Origin of the sequence: uncultured Demequina sp., assembly GCF_913055775.1 — a bacterium.
Lineage (GTDB): Bacteria > Actinomycetota > Actinomycetes > Actinomycetales > Demequinaceae > Demequina.
Genome location: NZ_CAJXJX010000026.1, coordinates 1 through 24,659, shown reverse-complemented (window position 1 = coordinate 24,659; position 24,659 = coordinate 1). Strand labels below are relative to the sequence as shown.

Genomic DNA, 24,659 nt, shown 5'->3' with positions numbered 1-24,659 from the left:
TCGCAACCGACGATCGCGGTGCAGACATCGAGGTCACCGAGATCCGGCCGCTGGCCTTTGCCTGAGGCCGTTCAGCAATAGGTGCCGCGCAGCTCCTCCGGCACGGCTTCCATCTGCTGGGTGAAGCCCTTGACGTGCAGCTCGTAGACCACGGCGTCCTCCCACGCGATGCGGGGGTGCGGGGTCTGCCATGAGCCGCCGGGCTCCACGGTCACGACGGAGCGCGGCATCAGGGGAGCGGTGTCCGTGCCGTCGCGGTTGGACAGCAACGCGCTCGCACCCGGGGCGTTCATGGGCGTCACCTCGCCCGCGAACCCTCGTGCATACGGGTCCATGAGCAGCTTGGCCGGGTTGTAGCGGTGCCCCTTCTTGGGCTGCCACGGGCCATTGGCGCGGAACCCGTACTTCTGGCCTTCAGCGATGCCCGGCACGAACGCGTGCCAGACCCCGGCCTTGGGGCCGAACAGCGGGATGCGTGTCTCCGTGTCCTCGTCGTCGAACAGGCACAGGTCCACCGCAGTCGCGTGACCGGCATAGACGGCGACGTTCGCGCCGCCTTCGGTCAGGTGGACGCCCAGACGGTGGGCCAGGAGTGAGGGAGTGACGCCTTCCAGGGACATGCCCCCATTGTGCCGGTTCCGTGTGTCGCAGTGATGTCGCGCGCGTGTCGATCCAGGCGGTGTCGCGCCGGGGTGAGGGCCGCGCGCACCGCGACTACGCTGGAACCCATGCGCATCCTGGTCACCGTCAAGCACACGCCAGACCTGCAGTCGCAGCGCTCCTTCACCGAAGGCGCCGTGACCCGCACTGCCGAGGACGGCTCGATGAACGAGCTCGACGAGAACGCCGTCGAGGCCGCTCTTCAGCTGATCGAGGCAGCGGGCGAGGGTGAGGTCTACGCCCTCACCGTGGGAGGGGCCGATGCGGTGGCCGCCGTCCGCAAGGCCCTTCAGTTGGGCGCGCATCACGCCATCCACGTGAGCGACGAGGCGATCGCTGGCTCAGACGTGTTCGGCACCGCAACCGTGATCGCCGCCGCCGTGCGCAAGGTCCACGCGGAGGCGCCCCTCGACCTGGTCGTCACCGGCATGGCGGCGCTCGACGGCCTCACGTCGATGCTGCCCACGGCGCTCGCGGCCGAGCTCGACTGGTCACAGCTCACCCTTGCCTCGGGACTGACCGTCGCGGACGGCGAGGCCACGATCATCCGTCACCTGCCGGACGCGCGGGAGACGGTCTCGGCGCCCCTGCCGGCGGTGGTCTCCGTCACGGACGAGGCGAACACGCCCCGCTATCCCAACTTCAAGCTGATCATGGCCGCACGCAAGGCGCCTGTCGCCACCTGGAGTCTCGCAGAACTGGACCTTGACCCGTCAGCCGTGGGCGCATCGGCCGCCCGCACCACCGTCGTGGACGCGTCCGAGCGTCCGCCGCGCGCCAACCGCCAGGTCGTCACCGACACGGGCGACGGGGGCACCGCGCTCGCCGACTTCCTCGTCGAGAGGGGGCTCGTATGAGCGTCGCCGTCCTGATCGAGCACCACGGCGGGCAGATCTCCCGCCCGTCGTTCGAGGCACTGACCCTGGCCCGCACGCTGGGCACTCCGGTGGCGGTGTGGCTGGGGGAGGAACCGCCGGCCGATGCGGTGGCACAGCTGGGCGAGTACGGTGCGGCGGAGGTGAGGGTCGCCGCGATCGGCGACGACGCACGGCTGCCCGCCAAGGCCGCGACGGCTGTCGCCGCAGCGAGCGCGGACTCGAGCGTGCTGCTGGTCATCTCGACGTTCGTCAACAAGGAGATCGTGACCCGCGTGGCGATGTCGACGGGCGCGGGAGTGGTGGTCGACGCCGCTGGGGCAGAGCTTGTCGACGGTCGCGTCGAGACGACTCAGACGGTGTTCGCCGCGACCTGGGATGTCCGCACGCGCATCGAGACGGACCGCGCGATCGTGGGCATTCGACCGAACACCACCCAGGCCGCCCCGGCTCCGACTGCGGGTGACGCGACGGTGGTGGGCGTCGACGTTCCGCTCCCCGAGACGCGCGAGCGGCTCGCTTCGGTCGAGGCAGTGCCCGAGGAGGACGGCGTGCCCCTCGCGGAGGCGCCTGTGGTGGTCTCCGGCGGTCGCGGCACCGGCGGCGACTACACGCTCATCCGCGAGTTCGCGGACCTGCTCGGTGGTGCGGTGGGTGCCTCGCGCGACGCCACCGACGAGGGGTGGATCAGCCACGAGCACATGGTCGGGCAGACGGGTACCACGGTGACGCCGGCGCTCTACGTCGCGTGCGGCATCTCCGGCGCGGTGCATCATCGGGGCGGCATGCAGGCCTCGGGCACGATCGTCGCGATCAACCTGGATCCGGACGCGCCCATCTTCGAGATCAGCGACTTCGGCGTGGTGGGCTCACTCTTCGACGTGATCCCGCAGGCGATCGAGCGCATCAAGCAGAGCCGCGAGAGCTAACGAGCAGAGCCGTGGACGGAAGGCGCTTCGAGGAGTCGATGGCGGAGGCGGTCCGGGCCCAGTCTCGCGATACAGGGGGACTGCCGAAGGAATGGTCGCGCCGGACCAAGGTGCGGGTGCTGGTCGGCGCAGCGTTGTCGCCGGTCATGATCCTCGCGTTGCTCGTCGTGGCCGGCGTGTTCCTGTTCCTCGTCTTCTTGGCCCTGGCCTTCGTGGGCGAATTCGTGGTGCGGCCCATCGACCAACACTTCAACTCTCACGAGTTCGCTCCCGGCACGTGGGAGACACGAAGTGGTGAGCACTGGATCACCATGCGAGTCGATGGCACCGGTGACTTCCGCATGCCTCCTGACGAACTCTTTGGCGATCCCACCTGTGCGAATCCCGACGGAAGTGAGACGGGGACGTTCGCGTGGACGTTCGAACCCGTGGGCGACGGCTCGACCATGGGGACGTTGTTGTGGGAGCAGGGCCCGGATGACATTCAGAACGGGTCGTGCCGCCTGCCCTACCTCCATGAAGAGGACAGTCTCCGTCACTACGACTGGCACGAGCTCAGCGTCTCGACGGGCGACCCCGACTACATCGACGTAAACCTGCGCAAGGTGCTGCCAGCGGAGTGAACGGTCTGCTCGCCGCGATCAGCGCGTATCGACCGAGGCGCCCAACTCCTCCCACTGCTCGATCTCAGCGGCGAGCGCCTGAGCCTTGGCGCGCCCCTGCGTGATGGCGTGGCGACCGGCGAGCAGGTGGAGCGGCGGCTCGTCCATCTCCGTGATCTGCAGCAGTGCCCGCGCGAGGGCATGTGGATCGCCCGGCTGGTTGCCGGGAAGGCTGTCGATACGCTCCCAATACGGGTCCATGACCGGGGCGTAGTCCGCCATCCCCTCGTGGACCTTGCCGCCTGAAGGGATCCACTGCGACTGGACGGGGCCGGGTTCGACGATCGAGACCTTGATGCCCAGGTGCGCGACCTCCTTGGCGAGCGCCTCCATGTAGCCCGAGGCCGCCCATTTGGACGCGCAGTAGAACCCGAGGCCAGCTGAGCCGCGCACGCCCGCGATCGACGAGATCGTGATGACGTGGCCGCGGCGGCGCTCCCGCAGATGCGGCAGGAATGCCGCGGTGACATCGGCGACGCCCCAGAAGTTCGCGTCCATCATCGCGCGCACAGCGTCCTGGTCCGATTCCTCGATGGTCGCGAAGTAGCCCACGCCGGCGTTGTTGACCACCACATCGACGCCGCCTGTGATCCGCTGCGCCTGCTCCACGGCGCTCGCGATCGCGTCGCGGTCGGTGACGTCCAGCGCGAGCGCCAAGACGCGATCAGGGTGCGCGGACACGAGGTCGTCCAGGCTCCGTGGCTGGCGGGCGGTCGCGACCACAGTGTGGCCGGCGGCGATGGCAGCCTCCGCGGTGGCGCGACCGATGCCGGTCGAGCATCCGGTGATGAACCACGTGGCCATGGGTCCTCCTCGGGTGGGGTTCCACCTCACGGTACCGGGCCTGCGTCAGGGGAACCGGGGGCGATGGTCCCGTGGTGGCAACATGCTCGACACGCAGGTTTCATCCAGTGTTTTCCTGGCCGACGTGCGGGAACCCCTGGTTCCCCCTAGCGTGGGAGCGAACCGGACATACCAGGGAGAATCCATGCATCGTCGCGTCACCGCCTCCGCTCTGACACTCGCGCTGGGGGTGGCGACCATCTCGGCGCTCCCTGCCTCTGCTGCGACCTCGGACCTGATCTTCTCGGAGTACGTCGAGGGCTCTGGCTACAACAAGGCCGTGGAGATCTACAACGGCACCGGGGCGGACGTCGATCTGTCCGACTACTCGATCGAGGCCTACCACAATGGGCGCGTTCTGGGCGACGGACCCTCGTACACGACGGAGCTCGACGGCACTCTGGCGGCGGGGGACGTGCTGGTCGTGGTGACTGCGGACTCTCGCGCGGTCGATGCGTTGACGGACCTCGCGGACGTGTTCGCAACCGGCATCCAGTTCAACGGCGACGACGCCCTCATCCTGAGGAACGGAGCGGCCGTGGCGGACTCGTTCGGCCAGGTGGGGGTCGACCCGGGCTCGCAGTGGCCCGGCGGGAGCCAGAATGACACCCTTGTACGCCAGGCGACCGTGTGCGCCGGCGACACCGACCCGCTGGACGCGTTCGACGCGTCCGTGGAGTGGGACGTTCTCCCCGAGGACACGTTCGAGGGTCTTGGCTCCCACACCGCGACGTGCGACGGCGGTCCGGTCGAGGACGCGGCTCCTGCGGTCTCGTCGATTTCGCCGGCGGACGGGGCGGTCGCGGTGCCGGAGGACGCGACCATCACCGTGACCTTCTCGGAGCCGGTCGACCTGGCTGCGGACGCGATCGCTCTCGAGTGCTCGGAGGCCGGCACGGTCGACGCCGCACTGTCGGGCGGTCCCACGTCGTACGTCGTCACGCCGCCCACTCCCTTCGCGGGAGGCGACGAGTGCACCGTGACCGTGACCGCATCGGCCGTCACGGACGTCGACACGGACGACCCGCCGGACGCGATGGCGGCGGACCTCACGTCGTCCTTCACCGTCTACGAGGAGATCTCGGAGCCCATCGGCGTGATCCAGGGCTCGGGAGCGGCCTCGCCCTACGTGGGCCAGACCGTCACAGTCGCGGGCATCGTGGTCGGCGACTACGAGGGACCGGCTCCCACGCTGCGCGGCTTCGCCATCCAATCCGCCGACGGCGAGACCGACGGCGACCCCGCCACCTCGGACGCCATCTTCGTCTTCAACGGCAGCAATGACAGCGTTGAGCTCGGCGATCGAGTGGTCGTCACTGCCGAGGTCGAGGAGCGCTTCGGTCAGACCCAGCTGGGCTACCCCGACCAGTTGCAGGTGGTCTCGTCGGGAGAGTCCGTGGCACCCACACCGGTCGAGCTGCCGCTGCCGAGTCAGGACTCTCTCGAGCGCTACGAAAGCATGCTCGTGACGTTCCCGCAGGAGCTCTTCGTCACGGAGTTCTATGAGCTGGCGCGCTTCGGCGAGATCTCACTGTCGGTCGACGGCAAGCTGGACCAGCCCACCGCCGTGGCCGAGCCGGGGTCGGAGGCGAATGCCCTCCAGGCCGCCAACGACCTGGCTCGCATCCAGCTCGACGACGCCTCGTTCGAGCAGAATCCGGACCCGATCATCTACGGTGGCGGCTCGGATCCGCTGACTGCGGCCAACCCGCTGCGCGGCGGTGACTCGATCACGGGCATGACCGGCGTCATGACGTACACCTGGGACGGCGAGTACTCCAACTCGACGATGTGGCGCGTGCGCCCGGCCAGCCCGGACGTGCACCCCGGCGAGTTCGTCTCGAACAACCCGCGGCCGACCGAGGCGCCCGACGTGGGCGGCTCCCTCAAGGTCGCGAGCTTCAACGTGCTCAACTACTTCCTCTCGATTCAGTACACGGATGACGTGTGCGGGCCGGTGGGCTATGAGCAGGACTGCCGCGGCGCGGACGCGCCGTTCGAGGATCAGGGTCTGCCCGTCGACATCGAGGTGACGCGTCAGACCGACAAGCTGGTCGCGGCGCTGCTCGAGCTCGACGCGGACGTGATCGGCATCATGGAGATGGAGAACACCCCGGGCGTCGAGCCGCTCGGCCGCCTGGCCGAGGAGCTCAACGCGGCGGAGGGCACGGACACGTGGACCTACGTCGACACCGGAGTGGTGGGCACGGACGTCATCCGCGTCGGTGTGCTCTACGACAGCGCCGCGGTCACCGAGGTGGGTGACATCGCCACACTCGACTCGAGCGTCGACCCGCGCTTCGACGACGACCGCAACCGCCCGTCCGTCGCGCAGTCGTTCGAAGAGGTGGGCAGCGGCGAGACCTTCACCGTGGTGGTCAACCACTGGAAGTCGAAGGGCTGCAGCGGCTCGACGGGCGCAGACGCCGATCAGGGCGACGGCGCTGGTTGCTGGAACGAGACCCGCGCCGCGGGTGCCGAAGCTCTCGTCGACTGGATCGGCACCTACCCCACGGGGGTCGAGGACGATGACGTGATGATCATCGGCGACCTCAACTCGTACGCCCAGGAGGACCCGATCGACGTGCTGCGCGACGCGGGCTACGTGGATATGGCTGAGGACTACTCCTACGTGTTCGACGGCCAGTGGGGTTCGCTCGACTACGTGTTCGCCTCCAGCTCGATGGCGGCTCAGGTCACCGACTCCGCGCACGTGCACATCAACGCGGACGAGGTCTCGGCGCTCGACTACAACATCGACTACAAGTCGGTGGGGCAGCTCGAGTACCTGTACGCGCCGGACATGTACCGCACCTCGGACCACGATCCCGTGCTCGTGGGGCTCGACCTCTACACCCCGCCGCCGCCGTGCTCGGTCGAGTACACGGTCCACGGCGAGTGGCCCGGCGGCTTCATCTCGCAGATCTGGATCACCAACACCACGGACCGCCCGATCTGGGGGTGGGAGCTCGGGTGGGACTTCGCCGGCGACGAGAAGGTGTCGAGCCTGTGGGGCGGCCGCTACTCGCAGGACGGCGCCAGCGTCACAGTCGACAACCGGCTGTGGAACGGCCTCATCTGGCCCGGGCGCTCGGTGACGGTGGGCTTCCTCGGCTCGACCGCGGAGGGCGCCATTCCGATCGACGAGTTCACGGTCAACGGAGCGGCCTGCGCGGTGGGGTAGCGGCGCTGATCGTGCAACGACACGCCGCGGGCGCGTCAGCCAGGCGGCATGCGCGTGGCGGGGTCGACCGGCAGCAGCGGGTCGGCCTCGCCGGCGTAGCCGGCGTTGCCGACCGCCTCAACCGCCGCATCGGCTGACCGGTAGCGCTGGAAGAACGACACCGATGCGGCCATGCCCACCTCGTGCGCCATGACCCAGACCGCATCGAAGCGGCCCTCCTCAACCGCGACGTACCCGTCGAAGCACACGACCACGCGCGGCGCGCTCGAAGCGTGGACGTGCCCGCGCGCGTGCACGATGCCCTCCTCGAGCGATCCGCTGGGGAAGCGAGTGAGGCTGCGACGGCCCTCCGAGTCCTCCTCCACCGCGAAGGGGATCACGGGTCCGTGGCCGGCGGACGCGATGCCGTGGTCCAGCGCGAGCAGCGCGAGCGCGTGGAGCTGGTCGGAACCGGGGATCTCAGCCATCGTGCCAGCGTAACGACGGACCCGTGGCCCGTGGTCGTCGCGCGCGGCTGCGACCCGCTCCGTACACTGACCGCATGCCGCGTCACTACCTGGACCACGCCGCGACCACGCCCATGCTCGACCGCGCCCGCGAGGCCTACGTCGACGAGCTCTCGCGCGTGGGCAATCCCTCCGCCCTGCACACCTCGGGGAGGCTCGCGAGGTCCGTCGTCGAAGACGCCCGGGAGCGCATGGCTGCTGCTCTGGGGGCGCACGCGACCGAGGTCATCTGGACCTCCGGTGGCACCGAGGCGGACAACGTCGCCATCAAGGGCCTGTTCTGGGCACGTCACGGAGCGGACCCGCGACGCACCCGCATCGTCACCACCGCGATCGAGCACCACGCCGGACTCGATCCCGCGCACTGGCTCGAGGCGGAGCACGGCGCCACCGTCGTGGTGCTGCCGGTCGGCTCGGACGGGCGCGTGGACCTCGACGCGTTGCGCGCGGAGGTCGCCGAGAACTTCGACCAGATCGCGCTGGTCTCCGTCATGTGGGCGAACAACGAGGTGGGCGCGATCCAGCCGATGCGCGAGATCGTCAACATCGCCACCGAGCACGACATCCCCGTGCACGCCGATGCCGTGCAGGCCGTCGGCCACGTCCCCGTCGACTTCCGCGGGGCAGGGCTGGCAACGATGGCGGTCAGTGCTCACAAGTTCGGCGGGCCCGTCGGGGTGGGGGTGCTGGCGGCGCGGCGCGACCTGACGATCACGCCGCTCACCCACGGCGGCGGCCAGGAGCGCAAGGTGCGGTCCGGCACGCTCAACGCGGCCGGCTTCCACGCCGCGTCGATCGCGGCTGAGGAGGCCGTCGCGACCCTCGACGCCGAGGCGCAGCGGCTGGGTGCGCTGCAGCGCCAGCTCATCGACCGCATTCGTCACGCCATTCCGGAGGCGCGGCTCTCGGGCCCCGAGCCAGGGCCGCAACGCCTCCCCGGCAATGTGCACTTCGTGTTCCCGGGTTGCGCCGCGGAGGCCATGATGTTCGTGCTGGACTCTCACGGCGTGGAGGCATCGAACGGCTCGGCGTGCTCGGCAGGGGTTGCCCAGGCCAGCCACGTGCTGATCGCGATGGGACGTGCCGAGCGCGACGCCGCCTCCACCATGCGCTTCTCGTTGGGACACACGACGACTCAGGACGACCTCGACGCGCTCATGCGCGCGCTTCCGGAGGCGGTCGACAAGGCGCGCAGGGTTGCCGGCACCTTCGACTCGGCGACGTTCGGGTAGACCCGTGCGGATCGTCCTCGCCGGCGCCACTGGCGTCATCGGCGTGCGGTTGGTTCCGCTGCTGACCGCCGCAGGGCACGACGTCGTGGGCTTCACGCGCACGCCGTCCAAAGTGGCGTCGATCGAGGAGGCCGGCGCGACCGGCATGACAGTCGACATTCTCGACGCGTCCGCGACGCGGGACGCCGTGACCGCCGCGGCCCCCGATCTGGTGCTGCATCAGGTCACGGACCTGCCGGACTCCGTGGCGGGCCTGATCTTCAAGATGAAGGCGCTGGGCCGGGTGCGCACCCTGGGCACCGACAACCTGGTTGCCGCGGCGCGGGCCGCCGAGGCCCACGTGGTCGCCCAGTCGGTCGCGTTCACGGTGCCCGGGCCCGCGAGGCGTCCGGTCGAATACCTCGAGAGCGCGGTGCTGGGCGCGCGGGGCCTGGTGCTGCGCTACGGCCAGTTCTACGGACCGGGGACCTGGAGCGACGCGCCCAAGGGCGACCGTGCGCTGCACATTGACACCGCCGCCCAGGCGACGGTCGACGTCCTCAGCGAGCCCTCCGGCGTCCTCGAGATCCTCGACTCCGGCGTGACGCGCGTCGCCTGACCCGTGCTCGCTCGAGTGTGGGGGACGGCTCGGCAGGCTCTGGCGTGGGCCCCTCACGTCTGGAAGCATCGGGTCATGCGCACGCCACTGGATCGCCTCGCCAACCTGCGCGACCTCGCCGACGCCGCACCCGAGCTCCGGGCGGGCATCGCCTACCGTTCCGACGCGCCGCTGTCCGGGGACCAGGTCCCCACCACGGTCGAGGCGTGGCCCCCGGCGACCGTCGTCGACCTGCGCAGCCATGGCGAGAAGGATCGCGGTCATCCCCTGGGGAGGGGTGTGCGCGTGGTCGAGGTCGATATCCTCTCGGCCGCGGATCCCACGGGAGCCGCGATGGCGCGGATCGCGTCGCTCCAGGACCTGTACGCCCTGATGATCGCTCCAGCCGCGGCCGCCGGCCTCACCCGCGTGGTGGCGGAGGTCGCACGCGAGGAGGCGCCTGTGCTCTTCCACTGCTCGGCAGGCAAGGACCGCACCGGCGTCTCGGCGGCGCTGATCCTCGCGCTGGTGGGCATCGAGCGCGAGCTCATCGCGGCGGACTATCACCGCACCGCCGAGCACATGCCGGCCGTCATCGGGCGCCTGATGGGCGGGACTCCTCGGCACGTGGGGGACACCCCGCTGGCGAAGGTGCCACGCGAGGTGCTCGAGGCGCCGGAGTCCGCGATCGAGAGCGTCCTCGATGCGTGGGACGCCCACGACGGCGGCGTCGAGGGCTGGTACCTCGCTCATGGCGGCGACCCGGAGGTCCTGGTGGCGCTGCGGGCCCGGCTGCTCGCGTAGCCCTGCCTGTATCGCTCACCCAGCCCGCGCATCGGCCCTCCGCACCCGCGCGTGCGCGCTGGCAGTCACTGAGTGCCGAGATCGCGCGATTTTAGGCACTCAGCGACTGCCAGGAAGCAACGACTCGAGATCCGCGTACCATGGTCGGGTCCTGAAACGAGGTGACTGATGCGCATCCTGGCGGCCCTGTCCGGCGGAGTCGACTCCGCCGTCGCTGCCGCGCGCGCTCTGGACGCCGGTCACGACGTCGTGGGCGTGCACATGGCGCTCAGCCGCAACCGTGACGAGTTCAGGTCCGGTTCGCGGGGCTGCTGCTCGATCGAGGACAGCAACGACGCCCGCCGCGCCGCGGACAAGCTGGGCATCCCGTACTACGTGTGGGATCTGTCCGACGAGTTCCACGACACCGTGGTGAAGGACTTCCTCGACGAGTACGCCGCCGGTCGCACCCCCAACCCCTGCGTGCGCTGCAACGAGCACATCAAGTTCGACACGCTGCTTGAGCGGGCCCAGCTGCTGGGCTTCGACGCGGTCTGCACGGGCCACTACGCGCGGATCGAGCTGCGCGAGGACGGCGTCCGCGAGCTGCACCGCGCCGCGGATCCGGACAAGGACCAGTCGTATGTGCTGGCCGTCATGGGTCCGGAAAAGCTCGCGCGGTCGATGTTCCCCCTGGGCACCGCGGCGTCCAAGGCGGACGTCCGCGCGGAGGCCGCCGAGCGCAGCCTCGGGGTGTCGAACAAGCCCGACTCATACGACATCTGCTTCGTGGCCGACGGCGACACCCAGGGCTTCCTGCAGCGCTCGCTGGGGGAGCGGCCCGGTGAGATCGTGGACGAGTCCGGTGCCGTCGTGGGCGAGCACCAGGGCGCCTATGCGTTCACGGTGGGACAGCGTCGCGGCCTGGGCATCGGACGCCCGGCCGCGGACGGCGCGCCCCGCTACGTGACGAGTGTGGACACCTCGCGCAACGTCGTCACCGTGGGGCCGGAGACGCTCCTGTCCGTGACGACCCTCGAGGGCGAGGACGTCGTGTGGATCGCGCCGGACGTCCCGGCGGACACGCCGCGCCGATGCGAGGCGCAGGTCCGCGCGCACGGCACCCCGGTGCCGGGCACCGTGGTGAGGGCCGATGCGCGCATGACCGTCGAGCTCGACGAGCCGATGCGTGGGGTCGCCTCGGGTCAGTCGCTCGTGGTCTATGACGGCACCCGGGTGCTGGGGCAGGCGACCATCGCGTCGCGTGCCGTCTGACGCCGCGGCGCTGGCGTCAGCCTGCTGCTGGCGTCAGGTCGGTGTCATGAACCAGGAAGATCTCGCCCCACTCGCCCAGGTCGCAGGCCTCGGGGATGTCGAGCCGATCGATGTCGCCGGACGGTTCGACGAAGCCCCCGGCTGCCGCGACCGCGTCGCCTGACGAGAACTCGAGGCCGTCGAACGTCAGCACGTCATCCTCGCTGCGCCACGACGCGAACTCGCGCGGCATTGCGGCGACCGTGGGCTCGGCGTCGTCGCTCACGATGTAGAGGCAGCCGTCCGTGAGCAGGAGCTCGCCCTCGAGCAGCGCCTCCATGCCCTCGTCGCCGGTCCAGTTGTAGCGTGCGACGGGGCTGTCCTCATGGTCCAGGTCGCCGATGGCCGACGTGCACCCGGCGAGTGCCAGGGTGGCGGCGAACGCGGCGGCAGCGGTCTTCATGTCCTCAGCGTACGACCAGGTGTCGGGCGCGAAGAAGACCCCGGGGCATGGGGCCCCGGGGTCTTCGACCGGCGACTGCTAGCCGCGGCTCCGTCGACGCAGAGCCAACAGTGCACCTCCTGAGAGCAGCAGCGCGAAGGCTGCGCTCGCGATCCACAGCGTGCTGTCATCCGTGCCCGTGTGGGAGAGGTGGTCGTGGCCGGCCACGGTCGTCGTCGGGGTGTCGGTGGACGGTGTCAGGGTTGGCCTCGGAACCCGCTCGACGTGGTGGAGTGCGGAAGGCGTCCGACCCGTCACGGTCGCCGAGGGCGTGTGTGACACGACGTGGCTTGACGTCACCAGGGTAGGCACGGTGATGGGCGTGGGGGTCGCCTGCGGTGTTGCCTGCGGCGTCGCAGTGGGAACCTGCATGGGTGTGCGTTGGGCAATCTGCGGCGTCGCCTGCGGCACCGGGATGGTGGTCGGCGTCGCTTGAGGCGTCGCCTGCGGTGTCGCGGTGGGCACCTGGTGCGGCGTCAGCTGCGGCGTCGCGTGGGGCACGACGAGGGGATCCGGCGTCGACTGCGTCATGGGCGTGGGCGTCACAGTCGGCGTTGGCTGAGCGAGCGGGGGCTCGACCACAGGCTGGGCCTGGGGAACTGGCGCGTTGGTGAAGGTGCACTCGACGCGGTCGAGGCCCGCGAGCTCGATGCTCACGCCGTTGTCCGTGTAGGTGAGCCGGCTGGTGCCGTCGCGCGAGGTGCACGTGGGGTGTCCGTCGACGAGCATCCAGTCGGGGTCGTCGGACTCCGTGATGGTCCACGCGGGGTCGGTCGCACTCACGGCACCACGGATGAAGGTCTCGGAGCCGGAACGGCCAGCGGACGCGTCGAGGGTGAAGTCGTTGACCCCATTGCCGTCGGTGTCGCCGTAGGGGACGGTGCCGGTGAAAACGGCGTGGCTGGTGTCGGTCGCACCGGGCGTGACCTCCTTGTGCACCACGATCTCTCCTGCGGTGGGCGGCGGCTGGACCGCGTAGTAGAAGCAGAAGACGTGCTCGGCGTTGCGCGGGAAGGCGATGTACTCGACGTTGTCACCGTTGAGTGCATCGACGGCGCAGCGCAGGGCCCCGTAGCCGAGTTCGTCCCGCTTCCCGTTCAGCGGCGCCGACGGGCTGCCTCCCTGGATCCACAGGTTGCGACCACCGTTCGTGGCGCGCGACACCTGCTCGGGGGTGAGCGCGATCGTCGTCGCGCCCTCGATGGTGTCGCCCGTGGGGTTGCCGTGGGAGTCGAGCCACGGAGTCGAGTCCTCGGTGGTGATCAACCCCGGGTAGGCGCCGGTCACCGTGGACAGCTGGAGGGTCGCGGCCGTCTTGCCGGTGTAGCCCTCGCCCAGAGTGAAGCCCCAGTCGGACAGCGGCTGGCAGTTCGGGCTTCCGCTGATCTCGGTCTGGGCGTCGACCTGGCCGCTGCGCGCGTAGGGAGTGTCCGGTCCGAGGTCGCGCAGTGACTCCATGATGTCGTTGCGCGCCTTGTTGGCCGTGATGTCGGCGTAGGTGGGGCACACCCTCGCGACAAGAGTGACGAGGTGCTCGCCGGCGGCAGACGCCGGTGCGGCGGCGCCGATCGCGCTGAGTGACAGCGTCGCGACGGTGAGCACCGGCACGGCGATGGCAGTACTGATGATCTTCGTGAGACTCGCGGACGCCTTGGTCGCGACGGGGGACATGAGATTTCCTTCCGGTGGGACTGATGACGGCCCGGGGGCCGCGCCGTTGAGGAAGGTCGTCTGTGCCCAACCTATGAGCGGACGAATCGTTTCGACTGGGACGTTTGTCCTCGCATGCAACAAATCCCCCGCGAGGCCGATGCCGAATCAGGGGGGTCTCAGGGTGTGGCGGAGTTCATGCGCCCAAGCCCGGGGGTCAACAGCGCCCAGGCGCGCTCGGCGATCTCGTGGCGACGGTCGCGCGGCGCGCGGCCGATCGCCGCCGCCACCATGCCTACAGCGAGCATCAAGTCGTCTGCCGTGATGCCGGGCGCAACCTCACCGGTCTTCTCTGCCTCAGCCCACTTGCTCGCCAGCACCGCACGAAGGCGAGAGTCGAACTGACTGACCCGCGCATCGGCCCTCGAGAGCGCGATGGTGTCGATGAAGGCCGCAGCCGCTTCGGCCTGGTAGGTGATGAGGTCGACCAAGTCGCGCAGCGTTGAACCAGGGCGCGCGGCGAGCGCCTCGATCTCCACGAGGTTCTCCTCGAAGACCGCCACCGCGAGCGAGATTCGATCAGGGAAGTGGCGGTAGAGGCTGCCCTGGCCCACGCCCGCCAGCTTGGCCACGGCGGACAACGGTGCGTCGATGCCACGCTCGTCGAAGACCGCGCGCGCGGCCGCTATCAGTGCGGCGCGATTGGCAGGCCCCGCTGCAGGGCCGCGATTGGTCTTCGGGACCTTGGTCATGTGCCTACACTAGTTACCGGACAGAGTTGTCCGGTCGAAAGTGCAACATGGGAGGCGCACAGATGGCACAGCAGAAGTGGGACGAGGAGGTCGACCTTCTGGTCGCCGGCTCAGGAGCGGCGGCGCTGAGCGCTGCGATTGCGGGAGCGGACGCCGGACTGAACGTCCTCGTCGTCGAGAGCACCGACAAGTGGGGCGGCACCACCGCGATCAGTGGCGGGGGCCTGTGGATGCCCAACCACCCCGACATGGGCAAGCTGGGCAAGGAGGACTCGCCGGAGAAGGTCCGCGAGTACATGGACGTGACCATCGGCGACGTGGGGCCCGCCTCGAGCGACGAGCGCCGCGACGCGTACATCGCCAACGTGCCCGTGGTCTACAACGAATGGAAGCGGCTGGGTGTCACCTGGGCCCTCAGCGCGGACTACCCGGACTACTACCCGGACAAGCCCGGCGGCATGGATGGCGGTCGCGCGATAGAGACCGAGCCCTTCGACGCCAAGCGCCTGGGCAGCTGGCACGACTCGTCGCGCGCAATGCTCCCCGCGCCGCTCAAGACCGACGACGTCTGGCTGCTCACTCGGGCCTGGTCCTCCGGCGCGGGCTTCATACGTGGAGCGCAGTTCGTGGGCCGCACCCTCAAGGGAGTCCTGTCGGGCAAGAAGCTCGTCGGGCTCGGCGGCGCGTACGCCGGTCACCTCATGGCGACCGCCCGGAAGCTGGGAGTCGAGGTGCGCCTGCGCACGCCGATCGCGGAGGTCATCAAGGACAAGAAGGGTGTCGTCGTCGGTGCCGTGGTGGACACCCCGGCGGGCCCCCGTCGCATCGGCGTGACCGCCGGAGTGGTGCTCGGCACCGGCGGCTTCGCACGCAACGCCGAGTGGCGCGAGAAGTACCACGGCGTGCGCGGCTACACCTCGGCGCCGGAGGGCGACAACGGCTCCGGCATCCAGGTGGGCATCGACGCTGGTGCTGATGTCGCGCTCATGGATGACGCCTGGTGGGGCGCCTCGGTGCTCATGCCTGACGGCGAGGCACAGTTCAGCGTCAACGAGCGCTCGGACCCGTTCTCGATCATGGTGGACCAGTCCGGCCAGCGCTTCGTCAACGAGTCCGCGAGCTACATCGACGTGGGCCACGCGATTCTCGAACGGGACAAGGCCGTGGGCGCGATCCCGTGCTGGATGATCACCGAGCGACGCCACCAGCGTCGCTATCTCAACAACGCCGCCATCCAGGGCCTGTCCAAGCTCAAGAAGGCCGGTACGGTGGTGGAGGCGGACACCATCGAGGAGCTCGCCTGGAAGCTGGGCATGGACGACGACACTCTGAAGGCGACGGTCGAGCGTTTCAACGGCTTCTGCGCCACCGGCGTGGACGAGGACTTCGACCGCGGACGGACCGCGTACGACAACTACTACGGTGACCCGTCCCTCAAGAATCCCAACCTGGGCCCCATCGAGAAGGGCCCGTTCCGCGCCTTCAAGATGGTCCCCGGCGACCTGGGCACCAAGGGTGGCCTGCTCACGGACGAGCACGCACGCGTGCTCGACAAGGCAGGCAAGCCCATCGAAGGCCTCTACGCGGCAGGCAACACCACCGCATCCGTGATGGGCCGCACGTACCCGGGTGCGGGCTCGACCATCGGGCCCGCCACGGTGTTCGGGTACCTGGGCGGCAAGCACGCCGCCGCCCGCATCCAGCAGTCAGCGACCACGACGGTCGTCAAGTAGCAGGAGGGAACAGCAGTGTTCGGAAAGAAGAAGGGCGATGACGCAGTCGCACCGGAGACCACCGCGTCCGACGCGGCAGAGGGATCGACCGGGCTCTCCGGCGACACCAAGATCAAGGATTGGCTCGCCCACCCGCAGGGCGGCCCGATCCTGCGGAAGATGCTCGCCGAGGCTGGCCAGGACGAGTCGCAGCTCAAGCCGGTGCGCAACTTCGCCATGAAGCGGCTCATCCCGATGTCGAAGGGCCAGTTCTCCGAGGAGAAGATCGCCGAGCTCGTCGCGATGGCCGAGGCCTACGACCCCACGACCGCACCGGAAGGCGACGCCCCTGCGCCGCCGGCCGCCGCATCGGCCCCCGAGGACGACGAGATCGAGCTGCCCGACTTCGTCGAGAAGGTGACGGAAGGCCGCTTCGCTGGCAAGACGGTCATCGTCACCGGCGCGGGTTCGGGCATCGGTCGAGCGACGGCCTCGCGCATCGTCCGCGAGGGCGGGCGCGTGGTCGCGGTGGACATCAACGAGGAGGGACTGGACGCGTTCGTCACCGAGCACGAGGGCGGCGACGTAGTGAAGGTGGTCGCGAACGTCACCAAGCAAGAGGATGTGGACGCCGTCGTGGCCGCCGCAGGCGACCGGATCGACGGTCTCGCGAACATCGCCGGGATCATGGACAACATGACCCCGCTGCACGAGGTGTCCGACGAGGTCTGGGACCGCGTCATGGCCGTCAACGCGACGGGCCTGTTCAAGCTCTCGCGCGCCGTGATCCCGACCATGCTCGCGGCGAACGCCGGCTCGATCGTGAACATCACGTCCGAGGCGGGCATCCGCGGCTCGGCGGCCGGGCTGGCGTACACGGCCTCCAAGCACGCCGTCGTGGGCATCACGAAGTCGAGCGCGTTCATCTATGGCCCGCAGGGCCTGCGCATCAACGCGGTTGCTCCTGGACCGGTCATCACGGGCATCCAGGCGAGCTTCGACTCGCCCATGGCGGCCGCACGGATCCAGAAGGCCATGGCGGTGCTGCCCACGCCTGTGGGCCCCGAGTCGCTCGCGGCCTCGATCACGTTCCTGCTCTCCGACGACGGCCACAATGTCAACGGCGTGATCCTGCCGTCCGACGGCGGCTGGTCCGCCGTCTGACGGTCTGAGACATGACGAAGGCCGGGTCCGCCGTGGAGGCGGGCCCGGCCTTCGCTTGTCTGCGCCTACGCGCTCGCGACCTGGATGCGGCGAGGCTTGGCGGACTCGGACTTGGGGACCGAGACCGTCAGCAGGCCGTCCTTGTAGGACGCCTCGATGCGATCGGGGTCGACCCGGTCGGGCATCCGCACCGCGCGGTGGAACGTGCCGAAGCGGCGCTCGATGCGCTTGAAGCCTTCGGCGTTGGCGTCGGAGTAGAAGTCGCGCTGACCGGCGATGGTGAGCACGTTCTCCTCGATCGAGACGTCGACCTGGTCGGGCGAGACGCCCGGCAGCTCGACGTGCAGCGTGAAGCCGTCCTCGGTCTCCTCGACGTCGAGCGCGGGGCTGAAGGCGCCCGCGAGCGACGCGTCCGAGTCGCCCAAGAACTGGCGGACCATCCGGTTGAAGTCGTCCTGCCACAGCGACTGAGCCGCCGCCGGTGCCGTCTGACGAATGACCTCCCGTGCCATGGTGAACCTCCTGAAAGTGTCGTGTCACCGCCTCGCGGCGGTGTCGGACTCAAAGTTGAGCCGATGCCACTCATGTTAAGACTTGAGCGAGGTGCGCGCAAGTCTTGTGGCGGGCGGTCGCTGATGGTGATCGGGGCGCCCCGCGTGGCACGCGCATGGCCTCGCGATCCGCTCAACACACGCGAGGGACAGGTGGGGCAGGTCGGACAGGAGTGGCAGCTCATGGGTCCCGTGGGTCCCCTGCGTCACCGCCGTGTGTTGGGCGGCGCGCCGGGCCGGGGTGGAGGGCTGCAGCCGGGCGCCTAGAGCCCCGTGGCTCCCGCGAGCTCGCCCGGGACCGGTCGGGAGTGGTGCCCGATGATCGTCACCGCCACGGTGATGGCGGCGCTCAGCAGCATCCCGGCCGCGATGTGCACCTGGAGGAGCAGCGCGCCTGCGCAGGCTCCCGCGCCGATGAGCAGGATCGCTCCCATGCGGCGGCGCCAGAAGTTCAGTCCCTCGCCGCCGGCTGCCGAGTCTGCCGCGAGCCCGGTGATGGTCGACGTCACCACGACGGTCGTCACGTCCTTGACGGCGATGTGCCGCGCGACCGCGGCCTGCAGGCCCATCGCTGCACCGAGCGCCGCCGTGATCGACAGCGCAAGCGGGTGCGGCGGCTCGGTCTCGAAGAACGCGACGCCTGCGGCCGCGATCAGCACGCCCGCGACGATCGAGAACAGCACCGTGGTCTTGTGCGACCACCCGGCGTCAAAGCTGCGCAGGGTCCGACCGCCCACGGCGGCGCCGACCATGAATCCCACGAGCGCGATCACGGGGCCCAGCACGGGAAGACCGTCGACGCCCGTGAGACCCATGCCCAGGATCACGACGTTGCCGGTCATGTTGCCCGTGAAGACACGGTCGAGGCCCAGGTAGCCCACCGCATCGATGACGCCGGTCGAGAACGTCAGCGCGAGCATCAGCCCCAGGTGAGTCTTGCCGATGTCACGGCGCAGGCGCTCGCTCAACTGTTCCTCCCGTGCTCGGCGCCGGGGTGCGCCGGTAGTCTCGAACCAGAGTAGGGCACGCACCAGGGAGGAGACCGGCACGTGGGAGATTTCGACGGCACGCTGCGGCGCGGCGAGAGGGTGCCGGACGGGCTGCCATACGTTCCGGTCACGGCCAGCACTGTCACGTGGGGTCGGCTGCCGTGCAGGGCCGATGCGCCGGTCCTGCAGGTGGCGTCCGGCACCACGGTGGTGGTGGACACGCTGTCGCACGAGGGTCTGCTGCCGGACCAGGGGAGCGACCCGGTCGGCTTCTTCGGCGGGCACGGGGTGGAGGCCGATGCGGTGCTCGCCGAGGCGGCCGAACTCGCCTCGAGCGGCGCTCGCGATCCGCGGGCCGACGGGCCGCATGTGGTCACGGGCCCCATCGCCGTCGAAGGCGCGCGCCCGGGAGACCTGCTCGCCGTCGACATCGTCGAGCTCACTCCGCGCGTGCCGTACGGCGTGATCTCCAACCGGCACGGCCGGGGCGCCCTGCCCGGCGAGATGCCGGCCGGGCCAGACAACGTGAGTGTCTTCGCGCGCATTGGCCCGGACGCCGATGGCACCTGGCGCGGGTGGCTGCCAGCGCGCGAGGGAGGGCCCAACGCGGCGGGCTTCCCGCTTGCGCCGTTCCTGGGCATCACGGGTGTCGCCACGGCGACGGACCAGCGTGCCCACTCGGTGCCGCCGGGTCCGCACGGCGGCAACATCGACGTGAAGGAGCTCGTCGCCGGCACGCGGGTGTACCTGCCGGTTCAGGTGGAGGGCGCGCTGTTCTACGCCGGGGACCCGCACTTCGCGCAGGGCGACGGAGAGGTGGCGCTGACCGCGCTGGAGGCGTCCCTGCGGGCCACGCTGCGCTTGACCGTGGTGCCCGAGCGCGAGGCGGTGCGCGCGTTCGGCGCTCTGGCGGGTCCACTGGGTGAGTCCGCTGACTATCTGATCCCCACCGGCATGGACGAGGACCTCGACGAGGCCATGCGCGCGTGCGTCCGCCAGGCCGTGTCGATCCTCGCCGCCCGCTACGGCATGGATGCGCACCTGGCCTATGCCTACCTCTCCGCAGCGACGGACTTCCGCATCTCCCAGGTCGTGGACATCGTGCAGGGCGTCCACGCCATGATCCGCACCTCCGATTTCGAGGCGATTCCCCATGACCGTGCCTGAGCACCCCGACATCGACGCGGCGCGCGACCTTCAAGCCGTGCTGCAGCTCCCCGAGGGAGTCGAGCCCCCACCGCAGCTGCTCGACGCGTTCTGGGCCTACGAGGCGGCCCTCATGGCCGACGACCTCGAGAGGCTTGGGCACTTCTTCGGCACCGGTCCGGAGGTCATGCGCGGCGATGCGGCCGGTCTGCTCGTGGGGCGCGAGCGCATCGACGCTTTCCGCACCGGCCGCGGCGGCGCACCCGCGCGCACGGTCCTCGAGATCCAGGTGCGACCCATCACGGAGACCCATGCCTACGTCACGTCGGTCAATGCCCCGGACGCCGGGGGCCGCGGGCTCGTCACGCAGCTGTGGGAGCGGGCAGGCACCGAGGAGCACACTCCCGGCGGGTGGATCATCACCGCGGCTCAGGTCAAGGCCCCGCCGCCTGCCTTGGACGCGCGCATCTGGCGCGTGCTGGGCGCGCCGCTGCTCCCCGCCGCCGCAGACGGCCCCCTCGCGGGTGTGAGCGTCGCGGTCAAGGACGTCTTCGCGGTCGCCGGGCATGCCACGGGCGGGGGAGTGCCGGCGTACCTCGCGGAGGGGGAGTTGTCGCCGGCGTCAGCCGATGCGGTCACGCGGCTTCTCGACGCCGGCGCGGCGGTGCAGGGCATCGCTCAGACGGATCAGTTCGCGTATTCGATCGCCGGACGCAACGCGGCATACGGAACGCCGCCCAACGTCGCCGCGATCGGGCGCATCCCGGGAGGATCATCCTCCGGCCCCGCGAGCGCGGTCGCGAGCGGCCAGGCGGTGCTGGGTCTCGGCACGGACACCGCTGGATCGATCCGCGTGCCCGCCTCCTACCAAGGGCTCTGGGGGCTGCGACCCACCCACGGCGCGGTCTCGCTCGACGGTGCCCTGCCGCTCGCGCCCGCCTACGACACTCCTGGCTGGCTCGCGCGGGACGGTCAGACCGTGCTCGCCGCCGTGCGGGCCTCGGTGGACCCTGAGGCGCAGCGTGGCGTGAGCCGTGACTCCGCCGTCGTGTGCGCCGCGCTGTTCGAGGCCGCCGATCCTGAGGTCCGGATGGGCCTCGCCGGCGTCATCGATGCCCTGGCCGACCGCCAGGTGTTCACGTCCCTCGAGGCCGTGGACCTGCCCGCACCTGCCGACCTGTTCGAGATCTTCCGCTACACGCAGTCGGCGGAGGCGGCCCGCTCGTGGCAGCCGTGGATCGACGAGCACCCGGGCGCGCTCGCCGAGGACATCGCCGAGCGCTTCGCGTGGGCGGCGTCCGTGACCGCGGACCAGGAGGCAGCCGCGTTGGAGGCCAAGGCCGCGGCGCGAGCGGCGATCGACGCGACGCTGGGCGACCGCATCCTGCTGCTGCCCTCGGCCAGCTCGATCGCCCCCGAGCTCACCGCCGGTCCGGATCGCCTCCAGGCGGTGCGCGAGGCCACGCTCGGCCTCACGGCGGTCGCCGGCATCACCGGCCGCCCCGCGCTATCCGTGCCTCTGCTCGAGCTCGACGGCGGGCCTGCCGGCCTGTGCCTGGTGGGCCCTCGGGGCGCGGATCTCGCCCTGGTCGAGACCGGTCTTGCCTGGGTGGCTGCGCTGGACTGAGCATGAGCGCGCGACCCAGCCCGCGCATCGGCCCACCGGACACCGGGCCCGCGCCGAAATGCCTGCGTAACTCACGCACGGCATGATGGTCCAGTGACCGTTCCCGGACCCGTCAACCCGCCGCCGCGGCTCCTCATGGGGCCCGGCCCCATCACCGCTGACCCGCGCGTGCTGCGCGCGATGTCCTCGCAGCTCGTGGGGCAGTACGACCCGTGGATGACGGACGCCATGAACGAGGTCATGGCGCTGTATCGCCAGGTGTTCATCACGGACAACCGGCAGACCATGCTCGTGGATGGCACCTCGCGCGCGGGCATCGAGGCCGCGCTGGTGTCACTGCTCGAGCCTGGCGATCGGGTGCTGGTGCCCATCTTCGGGCGCTTTGGCCACCTGCTCGCGGAGATCTGCCGCCGCGCGGGCGCCGACGTCCACACGATCGAGACCGAGTGGGGGCAGGTCTTCACCGAGGAGGCCATCGAGGCGGCGCTGAGCGACGTCCAGCCCAAGGTGCTCGCGGTGGTGCACGGCGACACGTCGACGACGGTCGCGCAGCCGCTCGAGGGCCTGGGCGAGATCTGCGAGCGCCACGGCGCGCTGCTGTACGTGGACGCGACCGCGAGCCTGGGCGGCAACGAGTTTCGCACCGACGAGTGGGGCATCGACGTCGTGACCGCTGGGCTGCAGAAGTGCCTGGGAGGGCCGTCCGGATCAGCACCCGTGACGTTCTCCGCGAAGGCGGCTGCGGTGATCGAGGCGCGCAAGTCCGTCGAGGAGGGCATCCGAGCGGAGGGTGACCCCGTCAGCGCGCACCCCATCCGGTCGAACTACCTCGACATGGCTCAGATCTTCGACTACTGGTCCGAGCGGCGCCTGAACCACCACACCGAGGCGACCACGATGCTCTATGGCGCCCGCGAGTGCGCCCGCATCCTGCTCGAGGAGGGGCTCGACGCGTCGTGGCAGCGGCACGGGCTGCACGGCCGCGCGATGCTCGCGGGCACCACGGCGCTGAACCTGCGGCCGTTCGGCGCGCTCGCGTACAAGATGACCAACGTCGTGGGCGTCGAGATTCCGGACGGCGTGAACGGCGACGGGGTGCGCGCGGCAATGCTCGAGGACTTCGGGATCGAGATCGGCACCAGCTTTGGGCCGCTCCACGGGCGGGTGTGGCGCATCGGCACCATGGGCTACAACGCGAGGGCCGATGCCGTGCTCACCACCCTCGCGGCGCTGGAGGCGGTCCTGCGCAGGGCAGGGCACGCGGCGCCCGCCGGCGCGGGCGTGGACGCCGCGTACGAGGTCTACGGGTCGGTCGCGTGAGCGCGTTTGACGCCGCCGAGGTGCTCGAGCGCTGTGACGTGCTCGCGACCCACACGGCCGCCAACGACGGCATCGAGCGCACCTACCTGACGCCCGAGCACGCCCGCACCAACTGGACCGTGGGCGAGTGGATGGACGATGCCGGGCTGACGGCCTGGCAGGACGCGGCCGGCAACCAGCGGGGGTCCTTGCCGGGGCCAACTTCTGGGTCACCTGTCCTGCTTCTCGGATCGCACCTGGACACCGTGCCGGGGGCCGGCCGGTATGACGGCATCCTGGGGGTGCTCATGGCGATCGCGGTCATGGGGCGCCTTCGCGACCGCGGGGTGACGCTGCCGTTCGGCATCGAGGTGCTGGGATTCGGCGACGAGGAGGGAACGCGGTTCGGGCGCACTCTGCTCGGGTCCTGCGCCGTAGCCGGGAGGTGGGACGACGCTTGGTGGTCGCTGCGCGGGCCCAACGGCGTGACGCTGCACGACGCCTTCCGGGCGTTCGGGCTGGATCCCGACAGCGTGGGCGAGGCGTCGATGGTGGGGCAGCCGATCATCGGCTATCTCGAGGCGCACATCGAGCAGGGGCCGCTGCTGCAGGACGCGGACCGCGCGCTCGGAGTGGTCGAGGGCATCATGGGCGCGCGCCGCTTCGAACTCCGGATGACGGGCGAGGCCGGGCACGCGGGCGGGATGCCGTACGGGCGCCGGCGCGACGCGCTGCTGGGCGCATCCGAGGTCGTGACCGCTGTCGAGGAGCTCGCGCGCGACGCCGGGGCGATCGGGACGGTGGGCCGGCTCCAGGCGCACCCCGGTGCGATGAACGTCATCCCTGGTCGGGTGGACTTCTCGCTCGACCTGCGCGCGGAGACCGACGGGCTGCGCGATCGCGTGTGGCGCGAGATCGAGGAGAAGGCGCTCAAGGCTGCGGCCGCACGCAACCTGGCCTTCGACGTGTCCGAGCTCCACGCTGCGCGCGCGACGTCCGTGGCGGCTGCGCTCGCGGCGGCCGTGGAAGCCGGCATTCGCTCCACGGGCGACCCCGAACCGATGCGCCTGATGTCGAAGGCCGGCCACGACGCCATGGCCATCGCGGACCTGTGCGACTACGCGATGCTCTTCATCCGCTGCAAGGACGGCATCTCGCACCATCGTGACGAGGCGGTGCGAGAGGACGACGTCGCGGTCGCGCTCGACGCCTTCGAGGCGGCGGTGCTGGCCGTGGCGGCTGCCCAGGTCTGACCGCCCGCTTCTCGCGACCACCCCGCTTGTGCGTCCTAGCAGTCCATGAGTGCTCGTTTGCGCCCGTTTTGAGCACTCAGGACCTCCCAGGACGCAACGGTCCGCGGAGGTGCCGCCCAAGGCTCACTGGACCCGTGCATCGGCGCTAGCGTCGGAGCATGAGCGCACGCCCCTTCCGCCAAGTCGACGTCTTCGGCACTGACCCGTACACCGGCAACCCGGTCGCCGTCATCCTCGGCGCCGACGGGCTGACCACGGAGGAGATGGCCGCGATCTCAGCCTGGACCAACCTGTCTGAATGCACCTTCGTGCTCGAACCCACGAAGCCGGAGGCCGACTACCGGGTGCGCATCTTCTCCCTCACGAACGAACTGCCGTTCGCCGGGCACCCGACGCTCGGCACCGCCCGCGCGTGGCTCGACGCGGGTGGCGTGCCGGAGGCCTCCGGCGTGGTGATTCAACAGTGCGGTGCCGGGCTGGTGCCGGTCAGGCTCGATGGCGACGAGTTC

At 70.2% G+C, this 24,659-nt stretch carries 23 protein-coding genes; 15 read left to right on the top strand and 8 right to left on the bottom strand.

Features of this window, described 5'->3' with window-relative positions; genetic code table 11:
- Positions 1-71: 71 nt before the first annotated feature.
- Positions 72-620 (bottom strand): hypothetical protein, encoded by a 549-nt coding sequence (locus QZ483_RS04225; RefSeq protein ID WP_297081740.1) that lies wholly within the window; start codon positions 618-620, stop codon positions 72-74.
- Between the two features lie 108 nt (positions 621-728).
- On the opposite strand from QZ483_RS04225, the gene QZ483_RS04220 reads away from it, so the two are divergent.
- The 3 genes from QZ483_RS04220 to QZ483_RS04210 are packed head-to-tail and all read left to right on the top strand — an operon-like array spanning position 729 to position 3,087.
- The gene (locus tag QZ483_RS04220) at positions 729-1,517 is read left to right on the top strand and encodes an electron transfer flavoprotein subunit beta/FixA family protein (protein WP_297081739.1); all 789 of its coding nucleotides are present in this window, start codon (positions 729-731) and stop codon (positions 1,515-1,517) included.
- Entirely contained in the window at positions 1,514-2,464 is a 951-nt protein-coding gene (locus tag QZ483_RS04215; protein WP_297081738.1) for an electron transfer flavoprotein subunit alpha/FixB family protein, read from the top strand. The genes QZ483_RS04220 and QZ483_RS04215 overlap by 4 nt, the downstream gene beginning before the upstream one ends.
- Positions 2,465-2,475: 11 nt before the next feature.
- The gene (locus QZ483_RS04210; protein WP_297081737.1) at positions 2,476-3,087 is read left to right on the top strand and encodes a hypothetical protein; all 612 of its coding nucleotides are present in this window, start codon (positions 2,476-2,478) and stop codon (positions 3,085-3,087) included.
- Positions 3,088-3,105: 18 nt separating this feature from the next.
- Here QZ483_RS04210 and QZ483_RS04205 read toward each other — a convergent pair whose 3' ends face one another.
- Entirely contained in the window at positions 3,106-3,930 is an 825-nt protein-coding gene (locus QZ483_RS04205) for an oxidoreductase (protein WP_297081736.1), read from the bottom strand.
- A 184-nt stretch (positions 3,931-4,114) separates the two neighbouring features.
- On the opposite strand from QZ483_RS04205, the gene QZ483_RS04200 reads away from it, so the two are divergent.
- Positions 4,115-7,153: an ExeM/NucH family extracellular endonuclease gene (locus QZ483_RS04200; protein WP_297081735.1), complete on the top strand. Its 3,039-nt coding sequence runs from the start codon at positions 4,115-4,117 to the stop codon at positions 7,151-7,153.
- Between the two features lie 35 nt (positions 7,154-7,188).
- On the opposite strand, the gene QZ483_RS04195 is transcribed toward QZ483_RS04200, so the two are convergent.
- Positions 7,189-7,620 (bottom strand): hypothetical protein, encoded by a 432-nt coding sequence (locus QZ483_RS04195; RefSeq protein ID WP_297081734.1) that lies wholly within the window; start codon positions 7,618-7,620, stop codon positions 7,189-7,191.
- A gap of 74 nt (positions 7,621-7,694) precedes the next feature.
- Here QZ483_RS04195 and QZ483_RS04190 point away from each other — a divergent pair, with 74 nt between their 5' ends.
- The 4 genes from QZ483_RS04190 (at position 7,695) to mnmA (ending at position 11,526) form a co-directional block, all read left to right on the top strand.
- The gene (locus QZ483_RS04190) at positions 7,695-8,891 is read left to right on the top strand and encodes a cysteine desulfurase family protein (RefSeq protein WP_297081733.1); all 1,197 of its coding nucleotides are present in this window, start codon (positions 7,695-7,697) and stop codon (positions 8,889-8,891) included.
- A 4-nt stretch (positions 8,892-8,895) separates the two neighbouring features.
- Positions 8,896-9,489, top strand: coding sequence for an NAD-dependent epimerase/dehydratase family protein (locus QZ483_RS04185; RefSeq protein ID WP_297081732.1), 594 nt, complete (start codon positions 8,896-8,898; stop codon positions 9,487-9,489).
- A 75-nt stretch (positions 9,490-9,564) separates the two neighbouring features.
- Complete coding sequence (locus QZ483_RS04180; RefSeq protein ID WP_297081731.1) at positions 9,565-10,272, top strand: tyrosine-protein phosphatase; 708 nt, start codon at positions 9,565-9,567, stop codon at positions 10,270-10,272.
- Positions 10,273-10,440: 168 nt separating this feature from the next.
- The gene (mnmA, locus tag QZ483_RS04175; RefSeq protein ID WP_297081730.1) at positions 10,441-11,526 is read left to right on the top strand and encodes a tRNA 2-thiouridine(34) synthase MnmA; all 1,086 of its coding nucleotides are present in this window, start codon (positions 10,441-10,443) and stop codon (positions 11,524-11,526) included.
- Positions 11,527-11,542: 16 nt separating this feature from the next.
- Here the strand turns inward: mnmA and QZ483_RS04170 are convergent, their stop codons facing one another.
- The 3 genes from QZ483_RS04170 to QZ483_RS04160 all read right to left on the bottom strand — a co-directional run bounded on the left by QZ483_RS04170 (position 11,543) and on the right by QZ483_RS04160 (position 14,409).
- The gene (locus QZ483_RS04170) at positions 11,543-11,968 is read right to left on the bottom strand and encodes a hypothetical protein (protein ID WP_297081729.1); all 426 of its coding nucleotides are present in this window, start codon (positions 11,966-11,968) and stop codon (positions 11,543-11,545) included.
- A 78-nt stretch (positions 11,969-12,046) separates the two neighbouring features.
- A complete protein-coding gene (locus QZ483_RS04165; RefSeq protein WP_297081728.1) occupies positions 12,047-13,678 on the bottom strand; it encodes an LPXTG cell wall anchor domain-containing protein in 1,632 nt (543 codons plus the stop codon).
- A 158-nt stretch (positions 13,679-13,836) separates the two neighbouring features.
- Entirely contained in the window at positions 13,837-14,409 is a 573-nt protein-coding gene (locus QZ483_RS04160) for a TetR/AcrR family transcriptional regulator (RefSeq protein ID WP_297081727.1), read from the bottom strand.
- 62 nt (positions 14,410-14,471) lie between these two features.
- On the opposite strand from QZ483_RS04160, the gene QZ483_RS04155 reads away from it, so the two are divergent.
- Positions 14,472-16,142, top strand: a complete 1,671-nt coding sequence (locus tag QZ483_RS04155; protein WP_297081726.1) for an FAD-binding protein — start codon at positions 14,472-14,474, stop codon at positions 16,140-16,142.
- A 15-nt stretch (positions 16,143-16,157) separates the two neighbouring features.
- On the top strand, positions 16,158-17,285 hold the full coding sequence (locus QZ483_RS04150) for an SDR family NAD(P)-dependent oxidoreductase (protein ID WP_297081725.1): 1,128 nt from the start codon (positions 16,158-16,160) through the stop codon (positions 17,283-17,285).
- 65 nt (positions 17,286-17,350) lie between these two features.
- Here the strand turns inward: QZ483_RS04150 and QZ483_RS04145 are convergent, their stop codons facing one another.
- Positions 17,351-17,797: an Hsp20/alpha crystallin family protein gene (locus QZ483_RS04145; protein ID WP_297081724.1), complete on the bottom strand. Its 447-nt coding sequence runs from the start codon at positions 17,795-17,797 to the stop codon at positions 17,351-17,353.
- 302 nt (positions 17,798-18,099) lie between these two features.
- Positions 18,100-18,804 carry a YoaK family protein gene (locus QZ483_RS04140; RefSeq protein WP_297081723.1) on the bottom strand — a complete coding sequence of 235 codons (705 nt, stop codon included), beginning with the start codon at positions 18,802-18,804 and terminating at the stop codon, positions 18,100-18,102.
- Positions 18,805-18,885: 81 nt separating this feature from the next.
- Here QZ483_RS04140 and QZ483_RS04135 point away from each other — a divergent pair, with 81 nt between their 5' ends.
- The 5 genes from QZ483_RS04135 to QZ483_RS04115 form a co-directional block, all read left to right on the top strand.
- The gene (locus QZ483_RS04135; RefSeq protein ID WP_297081722.1) at positions 18,886-19,992 is read left to right on the top strand and encodes an acetamidase/formamidase family protein; all 1,107 of its coding nucleotides are present in this window, start codon (positions 18,886-18,888) and stop codon (positions 19,990-19,992) included.
- On the top strand, positions 19,979-21,598 hold the full coding sequence (locus QZ483_RS04130; protein ID WP_297081721.1) for an AtzH-like domain-containing protein: 1,620 nt from the start codon (positions 19,979-19,981) through the stop codon (positions 21,596-21,598). The genes QZ483_RS04135 and QZ483_RS04130 overlap by 14 nt, the downstream gene beginning before the upstream one ends.
- 135 nt (positions 21,599-21,733) lie before the next feature.
- On the top strand, positions 21,734-22,918 hold the full coding sequence (locus QZ483_RS04125; protein WP_297081741.1) for an alanine--glyoxylate aminotransferase family protein: 1,185 nt from the start codon (positions 21,734-21,736) through the stop codon (positions 22,916-22,918).
- Positions 22,915-24,150, top strand: a complete 1,236-nt coding sequence (locus QZ483_RS04120) for an allantoate amidohydrolase (RefSeq protein ID WP_297081720.1) — start codon at positions 22,915-22,917, stop codon at positions 24,148-24,150. The genes QZ483_RS04125 and QZ483_RS04120 overlap by 4 nt, the downstream gene beginning before the upstream one ends.
- Positions 24,151-24,308: 158 nt before the next feature.
- Positions 24,309-24,659, top strand: a 351-nt coding sequence (locus QZ483_RS04115) for a PhzF family phenazine biosynthesis protein (protein WP_297081719.1), incomplete at its 3' end; no start/stop codon positions are given.

What these genes read in the sequence shown, in the direction of transcription:
- QZ483_RS04225 (WP_297081740.1), bottom strand. Translation starts at nt 620, where the DNA reads ATGTCCCTGGAAGGCGTCACTCCCTCACTCCTGGCCCACCGTCTGGGC.
- QZ483_RS04220 (WP_297081739.1), top strand. Translation starts at nt 729, where the DNA reads ATGCGCATCCTGGTCACCGTCAAGCACACGCCAGACCTGCAGTCGCAG.
- QZ483_RS04215 (WP_297081738.1), top strand. Translation starts at nt 1,514, where the DNA reads ATGAGCGTCGCCGTCCTGATCGAGCACCACGGCGGGCAGATCTCCCGC.
- QZ483_RS04205 (WP_297081736.1), bottom strand. Translation starts at nt 3,930, where the DNA reads ATGGCCACGTGGTTCATCACCGGATGCTCGACCGGCATCGGTCGCGCC.
- QZ483_RS04200 (WP_297081735.1), top strand. Translation starts at nt 4,115, where the DNA reads ATGCATCGTCGCGTCACCGCCTCCGCTCTGACACTCGCGCTGGGGGTG.
- QZ483_RS04195 (WP_297081734.1), bottom strand. Translation starts at nt 7,620, where the DNA reads ATGGCTGAGATCCCCGGTTCCGACCAGCTCCACGCGCTCGCGCTGCTC.
- QZ483_RS04190 (WP_297081733.1), top strand. Translation starts at nt 7,695, where the DNA reads ATGCCGCGTCACTACCTGGACCACGCCGCGACCACGCCCATGCTCGAC.
- QZ483_RS04180 (WP_297081731.1), top strand. Translation starts at nt 9,565, where the DNA reads ATGCGCACGCCACTGGATCGCCTCGCCAACCTGCGCGACCTCGCCGAC.
- mnmA (WP_297081730.1), top strand. Translation starts at nt 10,441, where the DNA reads ATGCGCATCCTGGCGGCCCTGTCCGGCGGAGTCGACTCCGCCGTCGCT.
- QZ483_RS04170 (WP_297081729.1), bottom strand. Translation starts at nt 11,968, where the DNA reads ATGAAGACCGCTGCCGCCGCGTTCGCCGCCACCCTGGCACTCGCCGGG.
- QZ483_RS04165 (WP_297081728.1), bottom strand. Translation starts at nt 13,678, where the DNA reads ATGTCCCCCGTCGCGACCAAGGCGTCCGCGAGTCTCACGAAGATCATC.
- QZ483_RS04160 (WP_297081727.1), bottom strand. Translation starts at nt 14,409, where the DNA reads ATGACCAAGGTCCCGAAGACCAATCGCGGCCCTGCAGCGGGGCCTGCC.
- QZ483_RS04155 (WP_297081726.1), top strand. Translation starts at nt 14,472, where the DNA reads ATGGCACAGCAGAAGTGGGACGAGGAGGTCGACCTTCTGGTCGCCGGC.
- QZ483_RS04145 (WP_297081724.1), bottom strand. Translation starts at nt 17,797, where the DNA reads ATGGCACGGGAGGTCATTCGTCAGACGGCACCGGCGGCGGCTCAGTCG.
- QZ483_RS04130 (WP_297081721.1), top strand. Translation starts at nt 19,979, where the DNA reads ATGACCGTGCCTGAGCACCCCGACATCGACGCGGCGCGCGACCTTCAA.
- QZ483_RS04125 (WP_297081741.1), top strand. Translation starts at nt 21,734, where the DNA reads ATGGGGCCCGGCCCCATCACCGCTGACCCGCGCGTGCTGCGCGCGATG.